The 19,442-nt window shown below is 26.2% G+C and carries 14 protein-coding genes; 6 read left to right on the top strand and 8 right to left on the bottom strand.

All coding sequences use genetic code 4. The features are described from left to right. Positions 1-213: 213 nt before the first annotated feature. Genes EELLY_RS03755 through EELLY_RS03745 form a run of 3 tightly spaced genes read right to left on the bottom strand, consistent with a single transcriptional unit; the run spans position 214 to position 2,567 of the window. Positions 214-861, bottom strand: coding sequence for a 5-formyltetrahydrofolate cyclo-ligase (locus EELLY_RS03755; RefSeq protein ID WP_104206122.1), 648 nt, complete (start codon positions 859-861; stop codon positions 214-216). Positions 862-903: 42 nt separating this feature from the next. After that, complete coding sequence (locus EELLY_RS03750) at positions 904-1,329, bottom strand: iron-sulfur cluster assembly scaffold protein (RefSeq protein ID WP_104206121.1); 426 nt, start codon at positions 1,327-1,329, stop codon at positions 904-906. 11 nt (positions 1,330-1,340) lie between these two features. Then, positions 1,341-2,567, bottom strand: a complete 1,227-nt coding sequence (locus EELLY_RS03745; RefSeq protein WP_104206120.1) for an aminotransferase class V-fold PLP-dependent enzyme — start codon at positions 2,565-2,567, stop codon at positions 1,341-1,343. Positions 2,568-2,719: 152 nt separating this feature from the next. Here EELLY_RS03745 and EELLY_RS03740 point away from each other — a divergent pair, with 152 nt between their 5' ends. The 6 genes from EELLY_RS03740 to EELLY_RS03715 all read left to right on the top strand — a co-directional run bounded on the left by EELLY_RS03740 (position 2,720) and on the right by EELLY_RS03715 (position 12,823). Then, entirely contained in the window at positions 2,720-5,371 is a 2,652-nt protein-coding gene (locus tag EELLY_RS03740; protein ID WP_104206119.1) for a lipoprotein, read from the top strand. A 1-nt stretch (position 5,372) separates the two neighbouring features. Then, a complete protein-coding gene (locus tag EELLY_RS03735) occupies positions 5,373-7,454 on the top strand; it encodes a lipoprotein (protein ID WP_104206118.1) in 2,082 nt (693 codons plus the stop codon). Then, complete coding sequence (locus tag EELLY_RS03730; RefSeq protein ID WP_104206117.1) at positions 7,454-7,864, top strand: HIT domain-containing protein; 411 nt, start codon at positions 7,454-7,456, stop codon at positions 7,862-7,864. Before EELLY_RS03735 ends, EELLY_RS03730 begins: the two co-directional genes overlap by 1 nt. A 127-nt stretch (positions 7,865-7,991) precedes the next feature. After that, entirely contained in the window at positions 7,992-8,996 is a 1,005-nt protein-coding gene (locus tag EELLY_RS03725; protein WP_104206116.1) for a hypothetical protein, read from the top strand. Beyond that, positions 8,996-10,561, top strand: a complete 1,566-nt coding sequence (locus EELLY_RS03720) for a lipoprotein (RefSeq protein WP_104206115.1) — start codon at positions 8,996-8,998, stop codon at positions 10,559-10,561. Before EELLY_RS03725 ends, EELLY_RS03720 begins: the two co-directional genes overlap by 1 nt. A gap of 3 nt (positions 10,562-10,564) precedes the next feature. Beyond that, positions 10,565-12,823, top strand: a complete 2,259-nt coding sequence (locus EELLY_RS03715) for a hypothetical protein (protein ID WP_104206114.1) — start codon at positions 10,565-10,567, stop codon at positions 12,821-12,823. A 404-nt stretch (positions 12,824-13,227) separates the two neighbouring features. Here EELLY_RS03715 and EELLY_RS03710 read toward each other — a convergent pair whose 3' ends face one another. The 5 genes from EELLY_RS03710 to metK all read right to left on the bottom strand — a co-directional run bounded on the left by EELLY_RS03710 (position 13,228) and on the right by metK (position 19,406). After that, positions 13,228-14,208 (bottom strand): 3'-5' exoribonuclease YhaM family protein, encoded by a 981-nt coding sequence (locus tag EELLY_RS03710; protein WP_104206113.1) that lies wholly within the window; start codon positions 14,206-14,208, stop codon positions 13,228-13,230. Between the two features lie 29 nt (positions 14,209-14,237). Continuing rightward, positions 14,238-14,888, bottom strand: a complete 651-nt coding sequence (locus tag EELLY_RS03705; protein ID WP_104206112.1) for a uracil-DNA glycosylase — start codon at positions 14,886-14,888, stop codon at positions 14,238-14,240. Position 14,889: 1 nt separating this feature from the next. Beyond that, entirely contained in the window at positions 14,890-16,206 is a 1,317-nt protein-coding gene (gene trmFO / locus EELLY_RS03700) for a methylenetetrahydrofolate--tRNA-(uracil(54)-C(5))-methyltransferase (FADH(2)-oxidizing) TrmFO (RefSeq protein ID WP_104206111.1), read from the bottom strand. A 73-nt stretch (positions 16,207-16,279) separates the two neighbouring features. Further along, on the bottom strand, positions 16,280-18,181 hold the full coding sequence (locus EELLY_RS03695) for a M13 family metallopeptidase (protein WP_104206110.1): 1,902 nt from the start codon (positions 18,179-18,181) through the stop codon (positions 16,280-16,282). A gap of 91 nt (positions 18,182-18,272) precedes the next feature. Continuing rightward, a complete protein-coding gene (gene metK / locus EELLY_RS03690; protein WP_104206109.1) occupies positions 18,273-19,406 on the bottom strand; it encodes a methionine adenosyltransferase in 1,134 nt (377 codons plus the stop codon). Positions 19,407-19,442: the final 36 nt, after the last annotated feature.

Raw genomic sequence — 19,442 nt, 5'->3', positions numbered from 1 at the left:
ACTTTTAATGTTTATTTACAAGTTTTTAATCTTCAAATTTTTAATGTTTGGCAGTGATTATAATGCTTGTAAATGGTCAATAACTTTTGGATTTTAAAATTAACTTAAAAGTTAATAAATTTTGACTATCAACAGTTTTTCATATTTTATTATTGAATCATATTTGGGTTTTAAAACCTTTAGTAACTTATAGTTAAATGATATATTAAATGATTAATTTATTATAGTTTCGTCATTAAAAACAGCATAAGTTATATCAAAATTTGAGTCTTCATCATCGTTTGATTCTAATGGGACATAAATTTGTTTTTCAGTAATTATTGAATTTAATGCAACATCATGTGGCTCAACATCAATAATTTGATTAGAAAGTTGCGATGATTGGCATATTCCAACCTTAAAACCTTTATATTGATTTTCGTTGAATCAACGATCATAATAACCTTTTCCAGAACCAACTCTGTTTAAGTGCTTATCAAAAGCTACTAATGGAGCAAAAATGGTTGATATTTCTTTAATGTTTTCTAATAATTCACATTCAATTTTAGGTTCAAAGATATTGAATAATTCGTTTTTAACAATATCTGATTCAATGTTTTTAATTTTTCTAAACTCGATTTTTTCTCCATTAACCCTTGGTAAATAAACTTCTATACCTTTTTTAAGAGCATCAACAATTATATGATGTGTAAACGGTTCATCAATTTTACTTATAAATATAGCAAAAGCTTTTAAATTATATCTTTGAATATAATGATTGATTTTTCTTTCAATAATTTTTGAAGAATTTGTTTGATAATCTTTTGACAAAAAAAATCTAGTTTTTAGAAATGATTCTCTGATTTTAGCTTTGTTATTCATTATTAACCTCACCATTGTATTTTATAAATAAATGATATATTATTATTGAAGGTTTTTGATAACTTTTATAGCAAGTTCAGCACAAATAATACGGTTTTTTTGATTATGAATATTTTTAAAAACAATTAAATCTCCTATTAAATCAATACTATTACAATCACCAGTATTTAAAAAAAGTTGATATTCTTCAATAATAGCATTAACTTCTTTTAAGGTTTTATTTAAGATTAAGTTTAAAAAAATGTCAGCCGAAGCTGTTGCTACAGCGCACGCTGTACCATCAAATGAAACCTGCTTTATTGATTGATTTTTTAATAAAATTTCTACAACTAATTCATCTGCACAAGTATTTGATTTTGCTTCCATAATTATAGAATTGGGATTATTTTTTAAAGGTTTATAAAGTGGTTTTGTAAAATGTTTCACTATTATTTGACGCAATAAAGCGTCATCATCTATATTAATCATATTTCTCCTTTTTATATAATTGTTGACAAAAAATCTTCAGAATTACTTAATGCTTCAATTAGTATGTCAACTTCTTCAAAAGTATTATAAATTGCAAAGCTAATCCTTACAGCTATTTCGACTCCAATTACACCATTAATTCTTCTAGCACAATTAGCACCACCACGAGCTAAAATATTGTATTTTTTATCTAAAAAAGTTGTTATATCTTGAGGATTTACACCTTTAACATTAAATAAAATTATTGGTGAATTATTGTTTAAATTATAAAAATCAATTTTGCAATTTAATTTTTTTTCATTAACTTTTTGAACAAAATATTTTTTCAAACTAGTTTCATGACTTATGATGTTTTTGAGTTTTATTTTATTAATAAAGTTTATTGCTTGTTCAAACCCGTAAATTGCCTGAATATTTGGTGTTCCACCCTCAAGCTTATCTGGTAAAGATTTTAATTTATAATTAAAATCTGAATCGATTTTTAAATTCATTCCACCACCAAATAAAAAAGGTTTTAACTTATCTAATAAATCATATTTCCCCCATAAAACACCAAGGCCAAATGAACTATAAATTTTATGTGTAGAAAATGAAATAAAATCAACACCTAAATTTTGAACGTCAATTACTTCATGAGCTATTGATTGAGCACAATCAACATGAATAATGATCCCAGAATTAATATTTTTAACTACCTTCACTATCGCGGCAATATCATTTTTAGTTCCTAAAGTGTTTGTAACATGTGATATTGTAATAATTTTTGTATTTTTGTTTATTTGGTTTTTTAAGTCGTTAATATCTATTGTAAAATCATCAGCTAAAGTTATTTTTTTAATTTTTGCACCAGTATTTTTAACTAAATTAATTCAGGGCATCATGTTAGATGAATGTTCTAATTCTGTTAATAAAATTTCATCATCTTTTTTAATAAATTCTGCAATACCATTTGCCAAAGTGTTAATAGATTGAGTGGTGCCACTAGTAAAAATAACTTCTTCTGTCTTGCATGCATTGATCATATTTCTCACTAAACTTCTAACATAATTTAATTTTTCAAGTGCTTCAAAACCTTTCTCATAATCTGTTACGTGTGGATTAGCACCATTTGTTGTTAAAAAATTCCTTTCTGCTTCAATGACTTTTGATAATTTTAAAGATGAAGCTGCACTGTCAAAATAGACTTTTTCTGGATTATTTTTAAAAAATGGAAACAAATTTTTAATATTTTTATTCATAATGTTCTTTCTTATTTTTTTAACTTTTAGGTCAAATATATTTTATATTCTATCACTTTTAATATATAATTATTTTAAATTGTGAATTGCTTGTGTTATATAATTGATACATAAACAAAGATTTTACTTTTTAAAATTCAGGAGGAATAAGAATGAAAAAATTATTAGCTTTAGTTGGAGCTTTAACCATTTCAGCAAGTACAGCAACAGTTGTTATTGCATGTGATAATGACAAGGATGACACCAAATATGGCGAGGTGTTTATAAATGGCGATGGTAGTTTAAGAATTAATGCTGAAAAATTGAATGAATGGTATATTTCAGTTTATGGACCACTAGGTAAAAATCCAAATAAATATATAACACAGTTTTATAACTTTTTTGCAGTGAGCATATTTATGGAAGCTGCAAGTGATGAAAAAGGTGGAGTTTTAAAAAACTTAGATAAAAATACTTTAGCTGAAATTAAAAAAGCTTGAGGAAATGATTCAACTGTTGGTTCAATTCAATATCAAGCTAAATCTGCTATGGAAGCTAAAAGAAAAACTTATTTAGATAATAAAAAAGAAAAAACTAAGGGTTGATTAAAATATTTAAGAGATCAATTCCCAACAGTTGATGACAATCAAACAGCTTTAGAAAACGCTTTTATATCTAATGACATTTTAAATAACACTGATTATAGCGCTTATAAAACTTTGACTAAAATATTAGCTTTTGCTGGAATGAATACTTCAACTAAATGATCTAAAGGTAATGTCAATAGAAATTTATTAACTTCAAGTTCAACAATTCATAATAATCTTTTACTTGATTTTAAATCTCAATTTGCAGACAAAACAATTTCTGAACTTGAAAATTTAAGTTTAACTGGCTTATCTTCAACACAACAGTTAAGTATTATTAATTTAGTTAACTCTATTGGTGGGAAAAATGCTATTAAATCTTCAACTAGCGAACAATCTCCCTCTTTCAAAGTTGAATACATTGACAATGTAGCGGAAATAAAAAACTTTACAAATTTATTTAATTCTATTTCTAACAGTTATGCTAAAAAACAAATATCAAATAAAGATATTGCAATTGGTAGTTTGTCTGATTTTATGTCAACTTCTGACTTAGAAGCACTTTTAACTAATGACCTTCCTTTTGGTGATTTTTTAAACTGAAAAGGTGTAAAACCAACAAAATTAACCGAAGTAGTCAATTACATTCCTGAATATACTATTGAAAATGAAAAAGTTGAGTTAAAAGCAACTGAATCTACAAATGATGGAAGAGTGGGGTTATTAAACGAAAGTCAAAGATACTTGTCAAATAAATACTTCACAGATAAAAAACCCGTTGCAGTTAGTGAAATAGTTTTAAAATTTAATAACACTTCTGTAGACATTAAAAAAGAAATTAGTTCTAACTTATTTATTAATCCTGAAAGTGATACAAATACTTTGCTTAACTATTTTAAGGGTTTTGGCAAATTTTATGTTGATATTGTTAAAAATGACAAAATAGAAGAACAAACAGGTTTAAGTTTATTTGATTCATTTTATAGGGGTGCTAATAGTGGAACTTTATTAATTAATAGTAGCAACGAGTGAGCAAGTTCATATTTAACTTCAAAAAAAGATGCAGGTATTCTGACTGTTGATAATGAAAGTTATTCAAATGTTGCCAAATATGCTATTTATGACTTTTTAAATGGTGGAAAAGGAACAAAAGCTATTGATGGTGGATTTGATCATGCATCAACAAATATACCAGAATCAGCTTTAAAAGATAAAGCTGTTGCATTTGCTGATCCTAACTTTAAAAAACTTACAGGATTAGTTGAAGCGACAAGAAGATTTGCTGATGTTGATCAAGAAGCTTCAAATAGTGGATCAAATATATATTCTGTTGTTAATTCAAATTTAGGAATTATTGCTTATATAGAAAGTGATGGTTTGCATTTTGCTAAAATAGATGGTTATAGTTTAATGAAGCCTGAAAATAATGTAACTGAAAATCAGGAATCTGTTTCAACAACTGATGATCTAGATAAAAAAGAATCAATTGCTTATGATGCTATTTTCAGCACTTCAAATGCTTATTCCACTTACATATTAAACAGAGATTTAGTAACTGAGTCTTCAAGTAAAACAAATGAGGGTGATCCTACAAGAGCATGAGATATTAAAAATCAAGAAGTGATCGATAAAATTAAAAATATGAATGGTGTAAATGACTACAAAAATGTTATTAACTATAATATTAAAAACAGGTATGAAAGATTTTTAGTTAATAGTTCTATTGCTAAAAATAAAAACACAACTGGGTCTTTATATGATTTTGATTACTTGACAGATTTAACTTCTGCATTATCTAATACTGATGGTGATTTTAAAGAATTAGGGCAATGAATGTGACTTTATTTAAAAGATGTCTTAAATAAAGATGATGAAGGTTTATTTGAAACATTCTTTGAAACTGAAAAAGAAGTTGATAAAAAAGGATGAAAAGCAATTATTGAACAAATTGCTAACATTGACAAAGTATCTGATGCGAAAATTTCAAGTAGTTTTGATAAAAAAAATAAATCTTGAGTAGAAGATGTGAAAAATAATTTTGATGTTCAAAATAACATAATTCTTACAGATCAAGCTAAGAAGTTCATTCCTAACCAAACTTTAAAAGCTGATTATGAAACAACAATTCAAGGTAACACAATTTGATCAAAAACAAAAAAAGTTCAAGTTGCTATGTCAAGCATTCAATTTGTTTTTAATTACGATAATGTTTCTTTAAAAATGAAAGGGGATGAATAGTATGAAAAAATTACTACTAATTTTAGGTGCTGCTGGTTTAACAGCTTCTACATCCGCTATTGTTGTATCTTGTAAAACCTCTGTCATTAGATGAGATAAAATAAAATTTAGTGATGAAAATATTTACAAGAATTTAATTATTAAACTTAAGCAAGGTGGGATTATTACCAAAAGTCAAGCTGATGAATTCTTTGCAATCAGTGATTCTGAAAGAACCACTGATATTGTTAAATTAATAAACAAATCAATTACTGATTATGAGTACGAAGCAAATTACAACAAACAAAATGATATTTTTAAAATAAAACAAGATGAAACCACTTCATCAGATAATATTTTAGATAATTTATCATCAACAATTATTTACAATACTTATACAAGCAAACTTATAAAAAATTCAAATGGATATGATGAAGAATTTGCAAAAAATAGAAGTTTAAACCCAAATAAAATAGTAAAAAATGACGAAGACTATAAATATGCAATTTATTATAAAGAAAGTTCTGAGGAAAACAGTGGCAATGAATGGTTAAGATGACAATTCCAAGGTGAGTTTGGACAAAATGAATCACATCAAACACCAAGTTTAACTTTATTAACTAACAACGATAATGAAACTAACAAAAATTTTATAATAGTCGGTTCTAAAAAAATACAAGGTGTTGAAACGACAAGTCTTGATCAATTGCCTAAAGTCGCATTAGGTGAAGAAATTCCTGAAAACACTGATACTTTTAAAATTGATGCTGAATTTAGTGGTTTTGATATTTTAAAATATCGTTTCCAAAACTACATTACTAGTGAAATTAAAACTACTCTTTACGATCAATTAATTGGGATGGCTTATTTAAATGAAAGTATTATTTCAACAAATTGAACCAATTTAAATTATGTTAATACCAATGCTAGATTAAATACTTCTAACAAATTAGTTAATTCATTTCAAAATAGATTAAATGAAAGTCAAGAATCAAACATTAAAATGATTTGATCAATTCAACACAAAGATACTGATGAAAATATTGCAAAATGAATAGCTAGAATTAAACAAGAAATTGGTGATACAACTGAAAACGGTAACATTAGATTACAAAATTATTCATTACCTGATCTTAAAGAATTAATTGAAAAAGGTCCAGAAGGTACAGAAAATGTAAGTGATTGAAATATTGTTGAGGAAGGATATGATAATTTTTTTGGTATAAAAGGTTATAATGGAATAGTCAGAAATACCGAATCTTCTGTAGAAGCAATTACATCTCAAGAACTAAAAATATCTAGTGATGCTCAAACAGCTGCTAAGTCAATTACCTCTCCAACAATATTAATTAATAATGGTGCGGGATTTAAAGTTGGGGAAGCAGGAGCAAAAGAAATAGTTTTGGTTTTACCTTTATATTTAAATGATATATATAGTGGTCATGGTATAAATATAACTTCAGAAACTTCAACAGAAAGTGATAGTTCTAATTTTAATGAGATTGTTTTACCATTAAATACTTGATTAAGCCTTTCAGATAAAGTGATTAATAATTCACTAATAACAAAAGTTGAAAATGTTGGCGGAACTGAAATCGTTCAAGATAATTCAAATAATTATTATGTTAAATTAGCTGGTGAAGAAGCTGGTAAAATTAAAGTTAATAACATTGAAGTTCAAGTTACACCAACCAGTGATATATCAACTCTTGGTGTTAATGATACAATAGACAAAAAAGCTAGTGTATTTACAAATAAATTTAGTTCTGATGATCAAAGTAAATTTAATGAAGGGGATAAAATTATTTATCAAGTTAACTTATCAAGAACAATTGATCCATTAGCTAACTATAGATTAATGAGAGATTGAGAATTAAATGCAAATCAAAGCACTTATGTTAGAGGATTGTCTGCTTCTTCAAAACAATCTTTACTAGATCAAGTTTCAAATGGTTTGATTTCTAAAGATTCAGAATACGTTGAAGAAGCTAAAACAGTTTTATATACTAAATACATAAGTGATGGGGATAAAGTGCTTTATCAAGGCCTATATGATCAAATTTCTAAATATATTAAAGATGATGAAGATGAGACTAGCGATTAATGAATAACGAGTGCTTATTTTGTAAAATCTTAAATAAAGAAATTCCATCATATCATATTTATGAAAATGAATATGTTTATGCATTCTTAGACGCATTCCCAAATGCAGATGGTCATACATTAGTAATTCCAAAAAAACACTTTAAAGATTTTAGTAGTACTGATGATTTATATATAATAGAAGTCGCTAAGGCTAAAAAGATAGTAGCAAAGATTTTAATGGATAAAATTAAAGACATTAAAGGATTTAATTTCGTTTCTAATCAAGAAGCAATAGCTTCACAAGTAATCTTTCATTATCATGAGCATGTAGTTCCTAAGTATATTAAAGAAGAAGGATATTTACATAATAAAAATGTAATTTTAAAACACAAAGTGCATGATTTACATAAAATATTAAAAGACTCTTAGTAGAGTCTTTTTTTTGACCAAAAGGCCTTGACAAAAAAAAAAAAAAAAGAATAAGATTTATGAATGAAGGTTAATTTGCTAACAATTTTAAATATCATATATAAACAAATTAAAAGGAGCAAATAAGGTGAAAAACTATGATCCCAAAAGAAAAATCATAATAACTTTTGTTTTTTTATTAATTTTAATTTTTTATACATTTTTGGTATTTTCAAAAATTAGCTCTACTGATTCGCATAAGTATGCAGTTGATTATGAAAAAATAGAGAAAAAAATAGATGATTATTCAAAGCAAAAAGAATCTTTTAAAAACTTAGATGAGTTTGAAGAGGGAATTAATCTTTTAAATTTTGATGGGGTTAGTTTAAGTGCATTTGACACAAGTGACAACAACTCAGAATCAAATGAAGAAATCTACTTCAAAAATTTAAATGTCAAAGTTATTTTCAGGTTAAACAAAAATTATTATTGAAAACAAAGCACTTTAGGCACAACTGAACAGAGCCACATTTATCAAATAACTATTGATAAAAGAATTATAGTTGAAAAAACAGAAATAGAAAAAGAATTAAATGAAATCATTTCAGATATAGATTATGAACAGGCCTTATCTTCAGCTTGAATAAAAAATCAAATTAAAACAAGTGAGAAAAGCAATCTAAATGTCTGATATATATTAAATGTTTCAATAATTGATAAAGATGATAAAGAAAACCAAAATCTAAATCAAGAAAATTTTGAAATAAAAATCACTATTGGATTAAGGAAAAGTTACAAATGATTAGAAACAGGAAATCAAGAAAATTTAACTTTTGAATTTACAAATAATATTTACATTTTAAAAAATAAAATTGATTTATTTGATGAGATAGTTGATATTAAAAAATTCTTTAAGAGTAAGACCATAAAAAGTTATGAAGATCTTGAGAATATAACAAAAGAGAAAAATAATGAAAAAACAAATTACAAAATTGATCTACTAAGTAAAAATGAAACCATAAATAAAGAATATATAGTTGAATTACAACTTTCATTAAATGATGGATTTGAATGAAAAATAGGTGATGAATTAAGTAAAGCTGAAATAACTTTGAACTTTACTATCAATAATTTGGAAGAAGGAGAAAAATAATGAAAAAACTATTAAGTATATTTGGAGCAACTTCTTTGGTTGCCACATCAGGGACATTTGTGTTACGAAACAATAACAATATTAATTTAAATTATGAAAATAAAGAAGATGTATCAGGAAAAACGTTGGAAAAAAACACTATTTCTATTATGAGCGTTAGTAGCAAAATTCACGAATTAGCAAAAAGCAAAACTTTCAAATCTATTGAAGATGCAGAAAATGAAATAATAAACAATAAATTAGAAGGTACTCAAATTAAAACTAAAGACAGCGATAGTGTAATTTCAGACAGTGATGGAAATGATATTATCAACGACTATGTAAGCATCTCATTTGAAGCTTCATTATTAGATGACTACCAATGAGACAATGATTGGACAGAAGGTGTAGTTGAAATTACAACTGCTGTAAAGATAGATAATCGAGAAGTTAAAGAACCTTTAGAGGTATCAAAGATTTTTGATTCTTTATATACTGAAGTTCCAGCTACTGATGATAAAGTAGCTCACAAAAGATATTTTTATGATTTGCACAAAGCAATAGTTGAAATTTTAAACACTAATTTTCAAGATGGAGAAATTATTAATGTTAAGCTAAAAGATCCCCTTAAGGATTCAACTTTTATTAATGAAGAAGTTTCATTTGTTGTTGAAGTAATGTTAAAGAAAAAGTGAAAATGAAATAATAATTTACCTTCAAGTATTAATACTTTTGAATTTAAGTTAAAAGTTGATCAAAGAACAGAAGTTCAATTTGAAAACATTAAAGAAGATATTCTTTCTAAAATATCAAATAGTAAAAAGTATTATTCTGAAAGTGAAGCTATAGATGCAATTAATAACTACAAAAATACTTCAGAAATTGAGCAAATTAAAAATGGTGATATAGAATTAGAGATCCAAGAGAAAAGTTATTCTCAAGATTATCCACTTTCTACAAAAGAGTTTGAGATAGTTGTTAAATTAAACAGTGAAAAAATTAAATGAAGCGATGAAACAATATCTGATAAAAAAATAGATCTTTCTACTACAATAGACACAAGACAAGTGGTTAAAAAACAAGAAGTTGAAAAAATATTACAAAATATTGTCAACGATCAAAATCAATTTAATACAGAAGGTGATTTAATTAATGTATTAAATAATACAACAATTGGTGATGGTGTTAACATTGGAAAAATTGAAATAAACATCATTAATAATGAAGCAAATGTTGACATACAAATATTAATGGATTCAAAACACAGATGAGATGATGAAGATGACAATAATAAAGATTGAACATTAAATTTAAAAACTAAAATTGAAGATACTAGAATTGATTTAAGTAGTGTAAAACAAAAAATAAACGAAGAATTAAATTCACAAAACTTTAATTCACAAGATGAGATTAAAAATTATATTGCAAATAGTTTAAAATATACAGGATTAAAAATTAGTGATATCTCAATTGAAGGTGATAAAGAATCACAATGGTTGGTAAGTTTAAAATTAGTTTTAGACTTAAAATACACTTGAATTGATTTAAGTAAGGATGAAAAAGAAATTCTAATGGTGGTAAGTTAACACATGAAAAATTTGTTATCCATATTAGCTAGTTTTTCATTCTTTGCAACTCCAGTACTTTCTTTGTCTGTTAACTTGAATTCTGAAGAGAGTGAAGTTGAAGAAAAGGTCATTTTAAAAGTTGAAGACATCCAAAATGACCTTCATCAACAACTAAACAATGTTTTTGAAACAGTTGAAGAAGTAATAAACAAAATTAATAGTAACTCTGTTGAAGATTTAACTTTTATTGCTGATCTTAATAACAATAATGAAGATTTACTAAGTTATGGATATAAATCTTTTAATGTAAAAATTACAATAAAAGATAATTCTAAAAAGTATAAATGAGAAAATAATGACTCAAGCAGTGTTTATTTGACTTTTGCTGTTTATGTTGATGGTAGAAATAAAATAATTTCAAATGATATTGACAATATTTTGAAAAATCAATTTAAAAATAAAATTTATAACTCTTCATTTGAAGCGAAAAAAGATATTCTTACTAGCAAATTAAATCAAGATGTGTGTATACTGAATATTAAAGAAATTAATAAAAATGATGCAAACTTAAATGAAATTTATCAAATAATTTATGATCTGGAGTTATCTTTAAATAACGACAAGAAATGAGATAATGAAAGTGTTTTAACCAAAATAATGACTATTACTACAAAAATTGATGGTAGAAATAAGATTGATGGTAAAAGCATAAGTAATCAAATAGAATTATTGTTAAAAGATAAAGTTTTTTTAAGCGAAGATGAAGCTTGTCTTGCTCTTGAATCTTTAAAGTATGATGGAAAAGAATATGCTCAAATAACAAACATTAAAATTAAAGAAAATCAAACAAGAATAAAATCAGATGCATTAACTTTACAATATGATTTAAAAATAAATGATTTCATTAAAAATCGTTGATTAGATCAAAATCGTGAAAATGATACTTTTAGTTCAGAAATAGAACTACAAGTTGACAATCGAAGCATTATAGACTTCCAACAAATAACTAACAACATAAACAATCAATTAAACCAACAACATTTTACTTCTGTTAGCCAAGCACAAAGTTATATTAATGATCAACAACTTACAAATGGAATTCAAATCGTTAATATCGTCGCTGACAAACCAAACGCAACATACGATGATGTCATCTTTGCTGTTGAATTCGCACTAACAGATCCAAACGCTTACAAATGAAGCGATGAATCAATAACTAACAAATCAAATTCATTTACAACAAAAGTTGACAATCGAAGCATTATAGACTTCCAACAAATAACTAACAACATAAACAATCAATTAAACCAACAACATTTTACTTCTGTTAGCCAAGCACAAAGTTATATTAATGATCAACAACTTACAAATGGAATTCAAATCGTTAATATCGTCGCTGACAAACCAAACGCAACATACGATGATGTCATCTTTGCTGTTGAATTCGCACTAACAGATCCAAACGCTTACAAATGAAGCGATGAATCAATAACTAACAAATCAAATTCATTTACAACAAAAGTTGACGCAAGAGTATCTCTATCTAAAGATTTGACCAATTTGGATTTAGGATATTTTACTTGAAACGATTCTAATGCTGAAAGCGTGATAAAAGAACAATTAATAGCTAAAAACAGTAATGTTAAATTAAGTGAAATTGAAATATCAAACATAACTAATTCTTCTGCTATTGTAAATGTTATAACAAATTCTAAAATATATTTTAAAGAAACAATAAATATCAGATTGGAAAAAGATGTAAGAGTTAAACTTTCAAGTGTTTTAAACATTAGAGATCTCGGTTTAATAACCACTACTAATAAAAATATAAATGCAAATATAATAAATGCAATTAAAATAAAGAATTCAAATGTGAATACTAGTGAAATATCTTTAACACAAATAAATGTTAACAATCTTCAAAATGCATCTGCAAAAGTTAATGTGAAATCTAATTCAAAAACTTATTTTAACGAAACATTTACTATTAATTTCAAAATAGAAAAAAAAGGTTTAATTTACTCTAGTTCATCAAGAATTTATATTCCAGAATTCGAAAAATTGACAAATACTTCTGCATTGGCTTTCTTATCAAAAAAAATAAATACAATTGAGTGAAGCGATGTTGAAGTTATAGAAATTAAACAAACAAGCAGGCGTTATGATTCTGCATATCAAGTATATAAAATAGAAGGTTATATCACAATACGCCCTAAAACAGATTCGTTGTATTACACTCAAAATACAAAGGGTGTAAATATATTAATGGAATCATGATAAAACCCTTATTGTGACCCTAAACTTTATTTCAAAACATTTAAATTATTTTAACTAAAATAAAATAATTTAAAACTACAAAACTTTTGAGCTAAATTCTCATAAGTCTTGTAGTTTTTTGATGTGTTATTAGTTGTTAATAACGATGCTATTTTCAACAATATTATTACAATAATTTTAAGGGATAAGCATCACTTAAATTATAGTGTTTAAAGTTATACTTATGATGCTTTTTAATAATTAATAGAATAATTCAATGTTAAGTCAAATATTCTACTAGCAAGCAATATCAGATTCATAACTAATTCAAATTTAGTTAGATCATCTTAAAACAGATAATTTTAGGGGGTTTTATATCATTAGTTAAATATTTAAACTCTATTACTTTTGTAATAGGTACAACAATTTTACTTATTGTGTTTATAAAACATTTTTCCATCAACACTAGGTATTCTTTGTGTTCATGATTTCACTTCAACTTTATTAAGTTCGTCGTTGACCTTAAAAACTTTAGCATCCAAGTCGTCAAACATTGATAACATAATTGCTTCGATAATTGCAGGCTCTGTTGGAGAACCAAATTCTTTTTTACCATGGCTCGCTAAAATCATATGTTGTAATAAAGTTAATGATTCATTAATGTTTCCTTCATTATCTTTGTATATATTTAACTCTTCAGCTAGTTTATTTAACTCAGCATTGCCAATGCTAATATGTCCAAGAATTTTACCTTCTAAACTATAATCAACACCAGAGCTATCAATTATTTCAATTACTTTACCAATATCATGCAGTATTGCACCACAAATTAGTAATTCTCAGTCAATTGATGCATAAGCATAATTTGGCTTTAATGCTAAAGCATTTTGAACTAGTGTGAAACTATGTCAAAATAACCCTCCTTTTACATTATGATGAATGGTCATTGCTGCTGGATAAGCCAAAAATTCTTTTTCATATTTTTTAATTAACCCAATTGTTAACTGTTTGTATGTTTGATTTTCTAAACCATTTAAAATTTCTAATAAATTTTTATACTGTTTTTCAACATCTAGTGGGGCTTTAATAAAAAAGTCTTCTTCTCTAATTCCGTGTTGTTGTAATTGATCAGTATCAATTATTTGATAATCAGATATTTTAAGTTGCAATACGCCTCTAAATTCATTGACAACAGCATTTTCTATTCTAATAAATGCATTGGGAATTAAATTAGTTTTGTCTTCTTCTGCAACTGTTCATTTTCTACATTCAATCCTTCCACTAGAATCTGATAAATGCATTATGATATAGCTTGAACCATTTGTTGATGTTGAAAATAATACTTTTTCAATTCTAGCAACAAATGAAACTTGTGACATAGATGTGTTTATTTCATGGATTTTTTTCATTAAAATGCTCCTTTAATTTATATTTTATATTATTTACTTCAATCTATTGGTTTTATACCTAATTCTTTCAGTATTTCATTAATTTTAGAAAATGGTTTTGATTCTTTAAACCCTCTTGAATAGCTCAAAGGTGAAGGGTGAGCAGATGTTATTTTGGCCGATGATTGATAATCTAAAATTTCATATACTTTTTTTGCATAATTACCTCATAAACAATATACAATGTTTTGGTTTATGATATTTAACTCATTCAATATTTTTATTACTATATCTTCTCACCCTAATTTAGCATGACTAGCTGGTTGATTTTCAATAACAGTTCAACTCGTATTTATTAAGAGCACACCTTGTTTCACTCAACCAGATAGATCGTTATTATAAAAATGATCTATATTTAAATCTGCTTTTAGTTCTGTAAAGATGTTAAGTAAAGATTTTGGTGTTTTAACGTCATTTGAAGCACTAAAAGCAATTCCGTTTGCTTGTTTTGGGTTATGATAAGGATCTTGCCCCACAATCACTACTTTGATATCTTTTGGTTCAATTAAATCAAATAAACTTAAAACTTTTTCTTTTGATGGATAAACAACTTTATCAGAACAAAAAATTTGTTCTATCATATTGTTTATTCTAATATCTAATTGTGTTTTTTCAAAAAAAATTTTTCATGCTTTCAACATTTTATTTACCCACTTTAAATACAAGTTTATTTTTTTCAACAAATAATTTTATATTTTTTTGAGATTGTTCGTATGAATAAAACTCTGGTTTAGAATTCTTATTTTCTTGTTCTAAAATCCCTAAATTACATTTCATAGGTTTTAATTGTTTGTGTTTTGGATTAGTAATATAAAAATTTAAAGCACCTATCATCGTTTTTCTGTTAGGTAATTTTAGTTTAGTATTTGCTAAATACGCAATCACATTTAGTGCACAAAGAATTCCACTACTTGCTGATTCTATATAGCCTTCAACACCAGTTAATTGCCCTGCTAAAAAAATATTTTTGTTATTTTTTAATTGTAAATTACTGTTCAATACTTTTGGTGAATTAAGATAATAATTTTTATGCATAACGCCATATCTTATAATATTTAATTTTTCAAGTCCTGGCAGTTTTGCCAATATTCTTTTTTGTTCTGGTCATGTAATATTTGTTTGAAAGCCAATAAAGTTATATAACGTATCAACTGCATTGTCTTGTCTTAATTGGACAACTGCAAAGGGTTGAAGGCCATTTTCATCAACCAAATTGTTTGATGACATTGGACCATTCAATAAAACTTTTTTACTTATCTTAGCGATTTGTTCAATTGGTTGGCAACCTTTAAAATATATTTCTTTTTCAAAACTTTTCAACTCAACTAATTCTGCGTTTTTTAATTCATCAGCAAAATCAAGAAATTGTTTTTCATTTAAAGGGATGCAAATTTGTTCTTTTGATTCCTTATTATGTCGATTAGCTCAAAAAACTTTTGACATATCAATTGAATCTTTTGTAATTATTGGTGATGAAGCGTCTAAAAAGAATAATTTATCCTTATTTAAATATTTTTCTATTTCTGCATTCATTGCACTTGTTGTTAAAGGACCTGTGCATATAATAGTTACTTTAGAAAAGTCTATCTTTGTTACTTCTTCATAAATAACTTGAATCAAAGGGTGATTTTCAATTTTAGAAGTTATATATTCACTAAATCCAATTCTATCAACACTTAGTGCGTCATCACCTGGAACTGTGTTTTTTAATGCTGACTCAATTACAATTGAACCTAGTGCTTGCATTTCTGCTTTTAAAATACCAGCGGCATTTTTTAATGATTTACTTCTTAATGTGTTAGAACAAACTAACTCAGATAAAAAATCAGTTTTTTGAACTGGATTTTTTTTAAGTTTTTTAACTTCAAATAAATTTACTTTTATATTATTGTTAGCTAATGTATATGCAGCTTCACAACCAGCAAGACCAGCTCCGATAATGTTTACTTCTTTTAACATGTATTCCTCTTTAATTTAAATTATAAATTAAAATAAAAAAATGTCCTTAATAATAAAGGGCATTAGATAAATTTTATCAAACTTTGACTCTTTCTTCTTTTGGTTTATACATTTTATCCCCAGGTTTAGTTTTATATAAATCGTGAAATTCATCAATATTAACTAAAACACCGTTACATCTGAAAATTTCAGGTGAGTGAGGGTCGGTTAAAACTCTAAAATTCATTTGTTCTGGAGTTGACTTTCTACATCAAACAAGAGCATAATTTTCAAAAAACTCTTTCAAACTATCACTAGCTTCTTCTTTACAAATATCAAGAGCTGCAGATACACCAGATAAGTCACCAATGTTTTCACCACAAGTTAATTTACCGTTAACTTTTGTATCAACAATTTCATATTGATTATATTGATCAACAACTGCTTGAGTTCTTTTTGAATACTCTTTATGATCTTTTTCAGTTCATCAATTTTTAAAATTACCATCTTTATCAAACTGACTTCCTTCATCATCAAAACCATGACTAACTTCATGGCCAATAACAGCTCCAATTCCACCAAGGTTTGCTGCATGTGATTGGTTTTCATCATAAAAAGGTTTTTGTAAAATACCAGCGGGAAAACAAATTTCATTTGACGATGGATTGTAATAAGCATTAACAGTTTGCGCATACATATGTCATTCTTCTTTGTCTACAGGTAAATTTATGTCTCTAATTTCTTTGTTGTAGTTATGTTTTTTTAAACTTAACAAGTTTTCAAACAAGCTAGAATTATTAGTATAACTTTCAACAACTATATCACTATAATCTTCTCATTTATCAGGATAACCAATTTTTACAGTAAATGATTTTACTTTTTCAATTGCTTTAATTTTTGTTTCTGGTGTCATTCATTCTAATGCGTTAATTCTAATAATGTATTTTTCAAACAAGTTTTTAACCATTTTTAATACGTCTTTTTTTGCATTTTCTGAAAAATGGTGTTTAATATATTCTTTTGATAATAATTCCCCAAGCGAACCATTTACAAATCTTACCGCACGTTCTTCAACAGGTCTTTTTTTCTTAACACCACTAAATACTGAACTAAAATTAAAATTAATCTCATATAATTCTGGAGAAAGAATTGAAGCATAGTCTTCAATAACTCCAAATTTCATAATATCTTTTAAATCTTCAATATTTGTTGCTTTTACTTGTTTAGAAATTTCTTCTAAATATTTTGGTTCAACAACAATTATTTTTGCTGCTTGATCATAACTTAAAGCATTTAAATAACTTTTTCAATCAATAAAATCACAAATCTTTTGTATTTCACTAATAGTCATAATATTATAAATTCTTGCTGGATCTCTAAATTCTTCTGGCTTTAACATATGCTTAGCAATTTTATCTTCAAAATTAAAAACTAATTCAAATAAATTTTTGGAAGCAAATTTAATAGTAGAAGTTTTTGCTAGTTCTTCAACAAAAACTTTATATGCAGCTTTAATTTCTTCATGTCTTGGATTACTTCTTTCATAGAACTCTCTATTTGACATACCTAGACTCATTGATTCAATTGCTAAAGCTCTTAAATTTGAATCTTTGAAATCAGCTGTTATTCCTTTTGAATGAAAAAAACTTATGTGATATTTTTTATACAAAGAAATCATTAAATTCGTCAAGTCTTTAAAGTCACTTAACTGATCAATTTCTTTAATGATTGGAATAATTGGATTAATACCATCTTTTGCTCTTGCTTCGTCATTTAAATAATTTTCATATAGATTGACAATAAACTTGCTTTCTTTAGAAATATCTTTTTGTTTTTGTAAATTCTTAATAATGTTTTTAATGTCATCATTTGACTTTTTATCTAACATTTCAAAACTACCTCATGAAGCATAACCTTCTGGTAATTCTGTTTTATCTAATCATTCTTTATTGATATGATCATAAAAATTATCTTGTGCTCTTACTTTAATACTCATATAGACTCCTTTTTTATGTTTAATTGATTATATTCTAATTAAGTGATTAATTCAATCCTAAATAAAAAAGTGTGACATATCACACTTTATTTTATAATTTAATTAAATTTACTTTATCTAATTTTTCTCATCTGAAATCATCTTTTCCAAAATGCCCATAAGTTGATGTTTTTAAGAAAACTGGTTTTCTTAAATCTAATTCTTTAATTATTTTACCTACTGTAAAATCAAAATTTTGGTTTAACACTTTTGTTATGGTTTCAATGTCTGTGTGTTCTGTTCCAAAGGTTTCAATAAAAATTGAAACTGGTTCAGGTTTTCCTATTGCATATGAAACTTGAATTTCCAACTTATCAGCATAACCAGCAGCAACTAAATTTTTAGCAGCATATCTTGCCATATAAGCAGCACTTCTATCTACTTTAGTTGCATCTTTTCCTGAAAAAGCACCCCCACCATGTCTTGAATATCCACCATAAGTATCAACAATTATTTTTCTACCTGTTAACCCAGTGTCTCCTTGCGGTCCACCAATTACAAATCTTCCTGTGGGGTTAATTAAAACATTAAAATCTGTATTTAAGTTAAATTCATTTGCCACTACATCCATAATGTTTTTTTTAACAAAGTTTTTAAATTCTTTTTCATTAAAATCATTATCATGTTGAATTGACATTAAAACAGTTTCAATTCTGGGATTTTGCACATCAGTATAGTCTATAGTAACTTGTGACTTCATATCTGGTCTAGCTCATTTAAAAAGTTTTTCTTTTCTTAATTTAGAAGCAAGATAAACTAATTCGTGTGATAAAGTTATGGCTAATGGTAAATATGTTTTAGATTCATTGGTTGCATATCCAAACATAATCCCTTGGTCACCAGCCCCAATATTACTATCATCCAGTTCAATTCCCAAAGCAATATCTGGTGATTGCTCTTCAATTTTAATATCAATTTGACAAGTTTGAGCATTAATACCATAATCATTATTGGTATATCCAATTTTTTTAAGTATCTTTCTTGCAACAGCTTCATAATCGACTTTTGCTGATGTTGATATTTGTCCACCTATTAATAAATAATTTGTTGTTGCAAAAACTTCACAAGCAACTTTAGCGACAGGGTCTTGTTTTAAAACCTCATCCAAAATAGCATCTGATATTTGATCACAAACTTTATCTGGATGCCCTTCAGACACACTTTCACTAGTAAATAAATTTCTCATTTTTCCTTTTACCTTTCTTTTTGCTTTAAATATTAT

The organism is Entomoplasma ellychniae (genome assembly GCF_002930155.1).
In the GTDB taxonomy this organism is placed as follows: Bacteria; Bacillota_I; Bacilli_A; order Mycoplasmatales; family Mycoplasmataceae; genus Entomoplasma; species Entomoplasma ellychniae.
The sequence above is the reverse complement of the archived record's forward strand: the minus strand, read 5'-3'. Positions and strand labels throughout refer to the sequence as shown.